This is a genomic window from Flavobacterium sp. FlaQc-49, assembly GCF_044005985.1.
In the GTDB taxonomy this organism is placed as follows: Bacteria; Bacteroidota; Bacteroidia; order Flavobacteriales; family Flavobacteriaceae; genus Flavobacterium; species Flavobacterium cupriresistens.
Genome location: NZ_JBIPCS010000003.1, coordinates 127213 through 139439, shown reverse-complemented (window position 1 = coordinate 139439; position 12227 = coordinate 127213). Strand labels below are relative to the sequence as shown.

Sequence of the window (12227 nt, the reverse complement as noted above, 5' to 3'; positions counted from 1 at the left end):
TTCCTGAATTGATAAAACAAGTTTTTTGATTAATTGTTTTGAACTTATAGATTTGCTTAAATTTAATAATAATAATAATAATAATGAGAAAAGTAACAAACAATTTATCTTCGTTTGAAGAGTTCAAACTAGAAAATCTAAAATCTATTATTGGAGGTAATTCAGAAAACAATGAGGGTGGAGGTGGACCAATTGATCCAATAAAAAGACCAACAAATGGAGGAGGTGGCCGTGATGACCGTCCAGAATCTTAAACAATGGTTCTCCTAAGGAGAACCTATTTTTCAAACGCAATTATAAAGCTATTTATGAATAATTATCTTTTTATCTTTTATTTTTTATTAATATCTTCTAATGTTTTTTCACAACAAGAAAGCAGGTTTATAATAGCTCCTAGTGTTATTTATAAAAACGCCTTACCTATTAAGGTTAGAGATTGCTGGCATAATCTCGACATAGAAAAAGATACGTTAGCAGGGACAAGTCTTATTAGAACCTATGAGGAGCTAATCAAGGGTAGAACAGGAAAAGAAGTTATCGTAGCAGTAATAGATACGGATATAGATATCAATCATGAAGATTTGAAATCTGCTATTTGGATTAATAAAAATGAGATTCCAAATAATGGAATTGATGATGACAAAAATGGATATATAGATGATGTTAACGGCTGGAATTTTTTAGGCAATAAAAATGGGAAAAGTATTTCATATGCTAATACAGAACCAACAAGAGTATTGAAGATGCTAAAAAAGAGATATGGTTCGTTTAATAATTTTAAAAGAAACAAAAAAGATTCACTACTCTATATAAAAGCAACAAATTTTTACAAGGAAGATTTGGCACAAATTGATACTTTGAAAAAATATGCTTCCCTAAATTTAATAGAATTTAGAGAAAGCTCAAAAAAGTTAACAGAATTCTTTGGCAAGAGTACATTCACCTATCCTCAAGTTGATAGTATATATAAAACAAACAGAAAAGAGAACCCGCAACTGGTACCAAGTTTGTTGTCTATGAGAAATTTTCTTCGTTTAGGATTATCCTATGAAGTTCTAAAAAGCGATAGTTTAAAAGTGGTTGAGAAATACAGAACCACTTATAACCCTCAGTATTATGACAGGGCTATAATTGGAGACAATGAGTTAGATTTAAACGACAATAGTTATGGTAATAATAATGTTTCAAAAAATGCAAAATTAACCTATCATGGGACTATTGTAAGTGGAATTTTAGGAGCAACCAGATCAAATAATATCGGAATAGGGGGCTTTAGCGATCAAATCAAAATCATGCCCATATTAGCGGTACCAACAGGAGGATATGAAAATGATAAGGATATTGCACTAGCCATAAAATATGCTGTTGACAATGGCGCTAAAATTATTAATATGAGTTTTGGCAAAACATTTAGTGCAAATCCTAAGTGGATTAAAAATGCTTTTTTATACGCCCAAAAAAATGATGTATTACTAATTGCCGGTTCAGGAAATGACGCCAGTGATAATGATCTAAAACCTTTTTATCCTATTGATTACGATGAAAATACAGGAAAAGAATTTTGCCAAAATTTCATTAAAGTTGGAGGTATTACTTTTAACGGTGATAAAAAATTCGTGGCAAGTTTTTCAAATTATGGAAAAAAAACAGTAGATCTTTTTGCTCCCGGTTTTTTTCTAAAAACGACCGATGCTAATACTGGCTATTCCTATCGAGACGGAACCTCAATGGCAAGTCCCATTACAAGCGGGGTAGCAGCTTTAGTTCGCTCTTATTATCCTAAATTAACTGCCATTCAAGTCAAACAGATTTTATTGGATTCTGCCGTACAGTACGATTTAAAAGTATTGGTGCCAGGCGAAAATGAAGAAACGCTAAGATCTTTTAATGAACTTTCAAAGTCGGGTGGAGTTGTAAATGCTTATAATGCCATACAGCTTGCTGACAAAATGAGCAAAAAAACTAAATAAAAAATATCGAATTACTACCAAGCGAAAGGTGGATTAACAATAAAGAAACAAGCTTGTAAACTATTAATTTTGCTCTTTGTTCAATATTTTATACCAAATTACTAATCGGGTTAAGTAATAAAAGAGAATGCCATCATTAACTGATGGCATTCTCTTTTATTTATTTAAATATAATCCAAAGTACGCTCCAATGCCATTCCTCTGGAGCCTTTGATCAAAATAGTGTGATCTTCCAGTTTAACCGATTTTAAAAAGTCTGCAAAAGCATCAAAGGTTTCAAAAAAACGAACCTTCTCATTTGAAATTTTATGCAGATAAAAAGCTTTTCCGATCAAATAACAGACAGATTGATCTTGACCGACCACAGCATCCACAATAATTTTATGTTCTTGCTCACTTTCGTTTCCAAGCTCAAACATATCTCCCAAAATCATTATTTTGTTCTGATTGTCCAGTTGTATGAAATTGGCAATTGCAACGGCCATACTACTTGGATTCGCATTGTAAGCATCTAATATAATCTGATTGGATCCTTTTTTTAATAGTTGCGATCTGTTATTGTCAGGTGTATAGGCTTCGATAGCCGATTTTATATCACTATCAGCCACTTTAAAATAAATACCGATCGCCACTGCAGCATTGATATTATTAGCATTATACAGTCCAATCAAATTCGATTGGACAGCAAATCCGTCATAACGAATCGCTACAAAAGGATTCGCCTCTACACTCCTGATTTTAATGTCAGCCTGTTCTTTGTTAAGACCAAAAGTAAACGATTGAATGGCTTTAGACTTATCGACCTGAATAGGGTCTTCCAGATTTATAAAAGCTGTTTTTTTATTCTTAACGAGATATTCATACATCTCACTTTTACCTTGTATCACGCCTTCAACTCCACCGAAACCTTCTAAATGCGCTTTCCCAAAATTGGTTATGTAGCCATAATCCGGTTGTGCGATTTCACACAAAAAGGCAATTTCCTTTTTATGATTAGCTCCCATTTCGACAATCCCGAGTTCTGTTTCCTTTGTAAAGGACAAAATCGTTAACGGAACCCCAATATGATTATTCAGATTTCCGATTGTCGCTTTTGTTTTGAATTTTTTAGACAAAACTACATTTATAAGCTCTTTTGTGGTCGTTTTACCATTACTACCTGTTAAAGCAATAACAGGCAAACCCAAATAAGTACGGTGAAATTTCGCTAATTCCTGCAAGGTTTCCAAGCTATTCTCAACCAGTATTGTTCTTTCATCAATAAAATAAGAAGCATTGTCAATAACAACAAACAAAGCCCCTAAATCAAGAGCCTGTTGCGTAAACGTATTGGCATCAAAATTCTCTCCTTTGATGGCAAAAAACATAGAATTTGCTTCAATTTTTCTTGTATCAATTGAAACAGATTTACATTGTAAAAACAAATTATGAATGTCCTGAATATTCATATATAAAATTTTAAGGGTCATAAAAATAGAAAAAAAACATAAAAAAATTCCAAATTCCATACTGAAATATTCAGCATTTGGAATTTGGAACTTTTTATATTGAAATTTCTAAAACTTAGTTTCTAGGCGATTTTCTTTTTTCGGCTTTTGAACCTACTCTAGACATTGCACATCTAAATCCGATGTAATCAGTTGCCATATCCTGAGGGAAATATCTTCTTTGAGCAGGATCTAACCAATACGCTCTATCTCTCCAAGAACCACCTTTGTAAACTCTCACTTTATCATCGATTAAAGTAGTACGTTTACTGGTGTTGTCATATTTTCTAATCATTTTACCTAAACTATCAGTAGTGATATTATGTTTTGGTGAATTGTACATTGCTTGATCTGCTTTTGCACCAGATTCAGAATCTCCAAAGTCAAAATATTTAGATGATTGTTTATCACCATCTCTGTAGTTGATATTGTCGCTTGTACTGAAATTAGTTCTCAAATACGTTTCGTTTTCATCAACTGGTACTTGAGCAATTTCACCAGGAAGGTTTCTTGCTACAACTTTACCATTACTTAAAGTATCGTATTTGATATTCTCTTTCGTAATAATTTCAAGTTTACCGTCTTTACCAATTTTGTTTTTAGCATATTGATTTCCTCTATAGTAGTTAAAATCATTCGCCTCATTATCAATAATAGGTCTGTAAACGTCAGCTACCCATTCTGCAACGTTACCTGCCATGTCGTACAATCCGAAATCATTTGCAGCATAACTTTTTACAGAATTTGTAATATCTGCACCATCATCTGACCAACCAGCAATTCCACCGTAATCACCGTTTCCTTGTTTAAAGTTAGCCAATTGATCTCCTTTATTTTTACGTTTAGAAGAACGTGTATAATCTCCGGACCAAGGATATTTCTTTTGTCCTTTATATATATTGTATTCTCTTTGTCCAACATCAGCTGCAGCAGCGTATTCCCACTCTGCTTCTGTAGGAAGTCTGTACTCCGGTAAAATAACACCTGAAGAACGTTGTGCGTATACATTTTTAGCATCCGGAACTACACCGTCTTTCCCTGCTTTTAATTTTCTACCGCTTGGATTTTTCTTCAACACCAATTCTTCATTACCACCGTAAGTAGTAGATGGTGATGCAAGGTAAGCTTCTGTATTAAACAAACTCTCAGCACTTACATCCTGAGTTTTAGCTCCTTTTTTAAGATATCCGTCTTTTTCTAAAACAGCTTCGTTTACACGGTCTGTTCTCCATTTACTAAATTCAACAGCCTGAATCCAGTTCACACCAACTACTGGGTAGTTTGCATAAGATGGGTGTCTTAAATAGTTATTCGTCATCGTTTCGTTGTATCCTAAACGATTTCTCCATACTAAAGTATCAGGAGATGCTCCTTCGTAAATGTTTTTGTAATTTTCTTCTGTTGGTGGGAAAACTTTCTTAAGCCATTCCAGGTACTCTAAATACATACCGTTGGTAACTTCTGTTTCATCCATATAGAATGACTGAACGTGTTGTTGAGTTGGTGTGTTATTCCAATCGTGCATAACATCATCCTGTACTTTACCCATAGTAAATGTACCTCCTTCAACAAAAACCAAACCAGGACCTGCCTGTTGTTTTTTGCCTGCGTTTCTGGCTGCAGTTCCATTCTGACTATCTACATCCCAACCAGTAGCTCTGGAAGCGTGACTGGAACTCGATTTTTTGCTACAACTAGCCGTGCCTAACATCAATACCATTGACATCATTAATTGCAAGGCTACAATTTTGTTTACTTTCATACTCATTCTTAGGTGATAAATTTAGGTGCTGCAATATAATAATTAACATTTAATTAGCAACATCTGTTCTAATAATTTTATTTAGCTGTTTTTTACCAGAAAATAACCTATAGTTACGAACGCAAAAATATACTTTTTATTATTTACTATAACATGAAATACTATATTTTTACTTACTAAAATATTTTAAAAATAATCACGTTTTTTCAGTCTATGAAACAAGTCTTATTTCTATACCTGCTACTCCTATCATTTGCCTCATTTTCCCAGACAAACGGGAGCTTTACACTAGATTGGAAAAGCAAAAAAGAGACGGGCATTGGCGACAATAAAATTGTTATTCCTTTCTTTTCGGGAGCGGCATTCCGGTTTGATACTACTAAAAAAAACATAACATTACTTCTTAGTTTAGGAGAATCCAACTACTCAAACACCAATTCGCTTCAGGTTACGAATGTGGTATACGAACCAATTTCGATTTCGGAACTGGGAGATTTAACACTCGAAAACATCCCTGCCAAGCTAAACGAAACGCTGGAAATCGCTTCGGCACGTGATAAAAAGCAAGCTTTCATCGCACTTTATCCAATTATAAAAGAAGGAAACAGCTTCAAACGTGTCCGCTCTTTTTCGTATTCAATAAACAACACTACATCCAGAAATAGTAACCCTTCCTCTTTTCAAAAATCAAGCGGAATACAAAATTCGGTTTTAGCTACAGGGGACTGGTATCGCTTTTATATCGAAAAATCAGGCATTTACAGCATATCCAAATCGTTTTTACAAAGCTTAGGTTTTGATGCCGGAAAAGTCGACCCGAGGCGAATCAAAATCTACGGAAACGGGGGCAGAATGCTTCCTCTTGCCAACAACATTTACTATCCTGATGATTTAACCGAAAATGCAATTCTGGTTATTGGAGAAAATGATGGTACTTTCGACAATGATGATCACATTCTTTTTTATGGTGAAGGAGTAGACAACTGGAACACGGAAAGCCAAACAAATTCGAATGTCTTTGACACAAAATCGTACTATTATATTACCATCAGCGGTGGAGACGGGAAGCGAATTCCAACTGCCAATCAACCAACAAATAACAGCACCTTAGAATTAAGCACCTATGACGACTATCAATACCATGAAATTGACAAAATAAACATTGCCCACACCGGTCGTCAATGGTACGGAGAAGCATTCGACATCGACACCGAGCAGGAATTCAATTTTAACTTCCCCAATCTTGAAACGGCAACTCCTATAAAAATACAGCTAAACGCAGCTTCAGCAGCCTATACAGCCACTTCATTTAAAATTTCTGCAAATGAACAAAACATCGGCACTCTTAACTTTAACAGCTTAGGATCGGATCCTGATTTAAAATTTTTCAGCGCTCAACTTCCGCAAAACAGCTCCTTTTTAGGCAGTGAAAATGTAAAAATAAAACTAACGTACATCAATAATGGTGTGCCCGGATCAAAAGGATACCTGGATTACATCAACTTAGTAGCCAAAAGAAAACTACTGGGAACCGGAAAACAATTTAGATTTCAATATGACTTAGCCGGTTCAACAGCAGGAATCGTAAATTACACTATTGGCAATGCCGCAGGAATCGCACAAATTTGGGATATTACAGACCTATATAATGTATCGAAAATTGAAAACCCAAATCTGACCAATTTTAGTTTCAAAGCTTCACTGGGAGAAATACGAAAATACATCACACTTGTCCCTGCCGATTATTACAGTCCATCAAAAGAAAACCAATCAAAAATCGGCAATCAAAATTTAAAAGGAACTCTTTTAAAGAACAATCAAAATGTTTTCCAGGACATCGATTATGTCATCGTTACGCCGAGGTTTTTACTTTCACAAGCTGAAAATCTGGCCAACTTTCACCGCAACAATTCCAATCTAAGTGTAAAAGTAATCGCATTAGAAAACATCTATCAGGAATTCTCTTCCGGAAAACAGGACATTGCAGCGATCAGAAACTGCATTAAATACATTTACGATAATGCTTCTTCACCTGAAAAAAAGATAAAATACCTGAATTTATTTGGAGACGCTTCTTTTGATTATAAAAACCGCACCCGAAACAACAACAATATTGTACCTATATATCAATCTTTAATAAGCAACACAACCGGAGAAGCCTCCTTTGCATCTGATGATTTTTTTGGACTAATGGATTCCAACGAAGGAAACCTGACTTCTTTTGCTAAAGGGATCGATATAGCCGTTGGACGAATGTTGGTTTCCGACAATGGTCAGGCGCAGGAAATGGTTAACAAAGTTCTCGACTATCACAACATTAAATCTTTTGGAAACTGGAGAAATAACTTTGTACTAATCAGCGATGATGCAGACAAAAGTTCAGATGCCTCTTTACAATCCAGGCAAAACAGTCTAGCAGATGTTATTGCAACTGAAAAACCATTTTTTAACATTGACAAAATCTTCCTTGACTCCTATACACAGGAAGCTTCTTCGGGTGGATCGAGATATCCCAAAGCAAGAACAGATTTTTTTAATGCTTTCGAAAAAGGAGCTTTGGTATTTAATTATCTGGGGCATGGTGGAGAAGATGGTCTGGCAAGTGAACGCATTTGGGAAAAAGCAGACGGACAAAACCTAAACAATCAATACAAATACCCCTTATTTATCACCATCACCTGTGACTTCTCCCGATTTGACGACCCTACCAAACCAACGGCAGGAGAATACGTTTTCTGGAATCCCAGAGGAGGTGCCATTTCGATGCTTACCACTATTCGCGCCATTGGTCAATTTAATGCTGAAAACTTCAATGACAATCTGAGCAGAAACTTACTTGCTTACGGATCCAATCAATATACAACCATTGCCGAAACACTGCGAATTTCTAAAAACGACACCCCTAGTTCCTCCAGTAACGTAATTTTGTACTTAGGCGACCCAGCTTTGATGTTAGCTATTCCAAAACCTAAAATTAATTTAACAAAAGTAAACGATATTGTTATCTCACAACCGATTCCTGATTTAAAGTCCCTTTCAAAAATCAAACTTACGGGTGAAATAACCGATGAAAACAACAATCTGTTAAGCAATTATAACGGAGAATTATCTACCGCTATTTTTGACAAACTAATCACAACAACCACCTTAAACAACGATGGCTTCAGCCCTCCCATGTCGTTTAAAATCCTTGGCGAAACGATTTTCAGAGGAAATGCCTCTGTTAAAAACGGACAATTCGAATTTAGCTTTATCGTACCCCGAGACATCAGAATCCCTGTTGACAATGGCCGAATTAGCTTTTATTCCAAAAAAGAAGGCCTTCCGGAAAACCAAACCGGCTTTAACAATACCATTAAAATTGGCGGTGTAAATGAAAATGCACCACAGGACAATATAAGTCCAAAAGTTAAGTTATATATGAACGATGAAACATTTGTTTCGGGTGGAATTACAAATAGTTCTCCTTTTCTATTGGCGTTTCTGGAGGACGAAAATGGTATAAATACCGCGAGCGGAATTGGTCATGACATTATAGCCATTTTAGATGGTGATGTTAGCAATCCGTTCGTATTAAATGATTACTATCAAACCAAATTAGACGATTATACAAATGGAAACCTGCGTTTCCCTTTACGAAATTTAGCTGCCGGAATGCACACTATAAGCTTTACGGCATGGGACGTTTACAACAATCCCATAACAAGCGAAATACAATTTATAGTAGTTGGAGACGAATCTCTGACACTGTCACACGTTCTTAATTACCCCAATCCATTTTCGACCTACACTCAATTTTGGTTTTCACACAACAGACCTTACGAGCCTTTAGAAGCTCAGGTTCAGGTAATGACTATTACCGGAAAAGTTGTTTGGACAAAAAATCAAATCATCACCACTGAAGGATTTTTATCAAGAGAAATAACCTGGGACGGAAAAGATGATTTTGGCGACAAAATCGGAAAAGGTGTTTACATTTACAAACTGACCGTAAAATCTACCTTAACAAATAAAAAGGCAGAAAAATATGAAAAGCTTGTCATTTTGTAAAAATTTCTATATTTGTATCGTAATCATATTTTAGTTCAATAAATGAAAAAAATAGCGCTCTTCTTAATTTGTTTTTTAGTTCTTTCACAGGTAAAAGCTCAGGAAATTGTTCCAATTACAACTGGAGTTCCATTTTTATTAGTTGCAGCAGATGCCAGAGCAGCCGGTCTGGCAGATCAGGGTGTTGCTACATCAGCTGATGTTTTCTCACAACAATGGAATCCTGCCAAGTATGCCTTTTCAGAAGACAAACAAGGCTTCTCTATCAGTTACACTCCTTATTTAACAGATTTAGCCAACGATATTTCCCTTGGGCAAGTAACGTACTACAACAAAATTAACGAACGAAGTGCTTTTGCCGGTAGTTTGCGTTATTTTGGTTTTGGAGATATTGAGCTAAGAGCTAATCCAAACGATGATCCAAATATTGTATCCCCAAATGAATTTGCTTTAGACGGGTCTTATTCCTTAAAACTAAGCGATGAATTTTCAATGGCGGTTGCAGCAAGATACATACGCTCTAACTTAAAAATTGCTTCAGAAAATATCGATGCATCAGCAGCAGGTTCATTCGCTGTAGACGTTGCCGGATTTTATCAGTCAGAGGAAATTGCTTACAACACTTTTAACGGAAGATGGAGAGGTGGTTTTAACATGCAAAACATAGGTCCAAAAATAAGCTACGACCATGACAACATAAGCTCTAACTTTTTACCTGCCAACCTGCGTCTGGGTGGTGGTTTCGATTTTATCCTTGACGATTACAATAAAATTGGCGTTAGTGTCGAATTTACAAAACTTTTAGTTCCAACTCCTCCGGGACCCGGAACTCCATTTGACGCTAATGGTGACGGAGACTTTACCGATCCTGGAGACATTGACCAAGCTGAAGCAAACGCTATAAACTATAAAAACTACAACGACATTGGTTGGGTTTCGGGAATCTTTAAATCTTTTGGAGATGCACCGGGTGGCTTTAGCGAAGAATTAAAAGAAATCACCTATAGTATAGCTGGAGAATACCTGTATCAGGATTCGTTCGCCATACGAACAGGTTACTTTCACGAAAGCCCTGAAAAAGGAGGCCGTCAGTTCTTCTCTTTGGGAGCAGGTTTTAAGTATAGCGCCGTAAAAGTTGACGTCTCTTACTTATTTTCAGCTTCAAAAGTTAAAAATCCGTTAGAAAATACACTTCGTTTCTCTTTAACCTTTAACTTTGGTGACAAATACGAAGTATACTAAACGAAAATAAATTAAAAGAATAACAACAATCCAAATTTCTACTTTTAGGAATTTGGATTTTTTTTCCCATAAAAAGAATGAAAGAAATAAACTTTACCTCCTCATTTTTATCTTATGATTCATTTGAAGAACTTCCAACAGACATTCAGGAATTAATGAATCAGGCAGTCGAAATTCGCAAAAATGCGTATGCCCCTTACTCTCAATTTAAAGTTGGAGCCGCCTTATTACTGGATAATGGAAAAATAGTTCTGGGATCTAACCAGGAAAACGCCGCATATCCGTCAGGATTATGTGCAGAACGTGTGGCTATATTTCATGCGGGGAGTGTTTATCCTGAAGCCAAAATTTTGAAGATAGCAATCTCAGCTGCGTCCGATACGAATCAGACAAAAGCGCCAATTCCTCCTTGTGGGTCTTGCAGGCAATCAATTGCCGAATATGAAATCAAACAAGACACTCCAATCGAGATTTATTTCATGGGTGAAATTGGAGCGATTTACAGATCGGCATCCCTAAAAAACTTACTCCCTTTTATGTTCGATAAAAAGTTCTTGTAAAAAAAGCCCAAAAAGTGCCTTTTAAATTTTAGTTCTTAAACGGAATGTCTTATTTTTGCATCCCGACCTTTTCGGGCGCAAATTTGTGGGAGGAAACTATTTTGCGTTACAGGCACAATCGATAACACAAACAACTTTAGCAAAAGAGAGAATTCAAATGAAAGAAGTTACAAAAGAGGTATATTTAAAGTGGTACGAAGACATGCTGCTTTGGAGAAAGTTTGAGGACAAACTTGCAGCATTATACATTCAACAAAAAGTTAGAGGTTTTCTACACCTATATAATGGTCAGGAAGCTGTATTAGCAGGTGCTTTACACGCTATGGACCTAACCAAAGACAAAATGATCACGGCTTACAGAAACCACGTTCAACCAATTGGTATGGGAGTGGATCCAAGACGTGTAATGGCTGAACTTTTAGGAAAAGCAACAGGAACTTCTAAAGGTATGGGAGGTTCTATGCACATTTTCTCTAAAGAACACCGTTTTTACGGAGGTCACGGAATCGTTGGTGGACAAATTCCTGTTGGAGCAGGTTTAGCTTTCGCAGACAAATATTTTGAAACCGGAGGAGTAACTATGACTTACTTTGGTGACGGAGCTGCAAGACAAGGTTCTTTACACGAAGCATTCAATATGGCTATGTTATGGAAACTACCGGTTGTATTTATCGTTGAAAACAACGGTTATGCAATGGGAACTTCTGTAGAAAGAACTGCCAACCATACGGATATCTGGAAACTTGGTTTAGGGTACGAAATGCCTTGCGGACCAGTTGACGGAATGAACCCGGTAAAAGTGGCTGAAGCAATGACAGAAGCTATTGACAGAGCTCGTCGTGGTGACGGACCAACTTTCCTTGAAATGAAAACGTACCGTTACAGAGGACACTCAATGTCTGATGCACAATTGTACCGTTCAAAAGAAGAAGTTGAAGAGTACAAAAAAATTGACCCTATTACACAAGTTTTAGATGTAATTATGGATCAAAAATATGCTACAGAAGAAGAAATTGAAACAATTGACCAAAGAGTTAAAGATTTGGTTGAAGAGTGTGTGAAATTCGCTGAAGAGTCTCCATATCCTGAATTACAACAATTGTACGATGTAGTTTACGCACAAGAAGACTATCCATTTACACCTCATAAACTATAA

General features: G+C 36.1%; 8 protein-coding genes. 6 read left to right on the top strand and 2 right to left on the bottom strand.

What is annotated here, in order from left to right:
* The first annotated feature begins 83 nt into the window (after window positions 1-83).
* Both ACHRV3_RS06965 and ACHRV3_RS06960 read left to right on the top strand, forming a co-directional pair.
* The gene (locus ACHRV3_RS06965; RefSeq protein WP_165579336.1) at window positions 84-254 is read left to right on the top strand and encodes a ComC/BlpC family leader-containing pheromone/bacteriocin; all 171 of its coding nucleotides are present in this window, start codon (window positions 84-86) and stop codon (window positions 252-254) included.
* A 54-nt stretch (window positions 255-308) separates the two neighbouring features.
* Entirely contained in the window at window positions 309-1970 is a 1662-nt protein-coding gene (locus ACHRV3_RS06960) for a S8 family serine peptidase (protein WP_053004167.1), read from the top strand.
* A gap of 164 nt (window positions 1971-2134) precedes the next feature.
* Here ACHRV3_RS06960 and murF read toward each other — a convergent pair whose 3' ends face one another.
* Both murF and gldJ read right to left on the bottom strand, forming a co-directional pair.
* On the bottom strand, window positions 2135-3418 hold the full coding sequence (gene murF, locus ACHRV3_RS06955) for a UDP-N-acetylmuramoyl-tripeptide--D-alanyl-D-alanine ligase (RefSeq protein ID WP_395433772.1): 1284 nt from the start codon (window positions 3416-3418) through the stop codon (window positions 2135-2137).
* 115 nt (window positions 3419-3533) lie between these two features.
* Window positions 3534-5219: a gliding motility lipoprotein GldJ gene (gene gldJ, locus ACHRV3_RS06950; RefSeq protein ID WP_230005143.1), complete on the bottom strand. Its 1686-nt coding sequence runs from the start codon at window positions 5217-5219 to the stop codon at window positions 3534-3536.
* A 213-nt stretch (window positions 5220-5432) separates the two neighbouring features.
* Here gldJ and porU point away from each other — a divergent pair, with 213 nt between their 5' ends.
* The 4 genes from porU to pdhA all read left to right on the top strand — a co-directional run bounded on the left by porU (window position 5433) and on the right by pdhA (window position 12227).
* A complete protein-coding gene (gene porU, locus ACHRV3_RS06945; RefSeq protein ID WP_395433771.1) occupies window positions 5433-9269 on the top strand; it encodes a type IX secretion system sortase PorU in 3837 nt (1278 codons plus the stop codon).
* A gap of 42 nt (window positions 9270-9311) precedes the next feature.
* Window positions 9312-10511, top strand: coding sequence for a type IX secretion system outer membrane channel protein PorV (porV, locus tag ACHRV3_RS06940; protein WP_047772965.1), 1200 nt, complete (start codon window positions 9312-9314; stop codon window positions 10509-10511).
* Window positions 10512-10588: 77 nt separating this feature from the next.
* Window positions 10589-11071, top strand: coding sequence for a cytidine deaminase (gene cdd / locus ACHRV3_RS06935; protein WP_395433770.1), 483 nt, complete (start codon window positions 10589-10591; stop codon window positions 11069-11071).
* A gap of 157 nt (window positions 11072-11228) precedes the next feature.
* The gene (gene pdhA / locus ACHRV3_RS06930) at window positions 11229-12227 is read left to right on the top strand and encodes a pyruvate dehydrogenase (acetyl-transferring) E1 component subunit alpha (RefSeq protein ID WP_047773266.1); all 999 of its coding nucleotides are present in this window, start codon (window positions 11229-11231) and stop codon (window positions 12225-12227) included.

Bases quoted from the DNA above. Each gene is read 5' to 3' on its own strand.
- ACHRV3_RS06965 (WP_165579336.1), top strand. From the start codon at position 84: ATGAGAAAAGTAACAAACAATTTATCTTCGTTTGAAGAGTTCAAACTA.
- ACHRV3_RS06960 (WP_053004167.1), top strand. From the start codon at position 309: ATGAATAATTATCTTTTTATCTTTTATTTTTTATTAATATCTTCTAAT.
- murF (WP_395433772.1), bottom strand. From the start codon at position 3,418: ATGAATATTCAGGACATTCATAATTTGTTTTTACAATGTAAATCTGTT.
- gldJ (WP_230005143.1), bottom strand. From the start codon at position 5,219: ATGAAAGTAAACAAAATTGTAGCCTTGCAATTAATGATGTCAATGGTA.
- porU (WP_395433771.1), top strand. From the start codon at position 5,433: ATGAAACAAGTCTTATTTCTATACCTGCTACTCCTATCATTTGCCTCA.
- porV (WP_047772965.1), top strand. From the start codon at position 9,312: ATGAAAAAAATAGCGCTCTTCTTAATTTGTTTTTTAGTTCTTTCACAG.
- cdd (WP_395433770.1), top strand. From the start codon at position 10,589: ATGAAAGAAATAAACTTTACCTCCTCATTTTTATCTTATGATTCATTT.
- pdhA (WP_047773266.1), top strand. From the start codon at position 11,229: ATGAAAGAAGTTACAAAAGAGGTATATTTAAAGTGGTACGAAGACATG.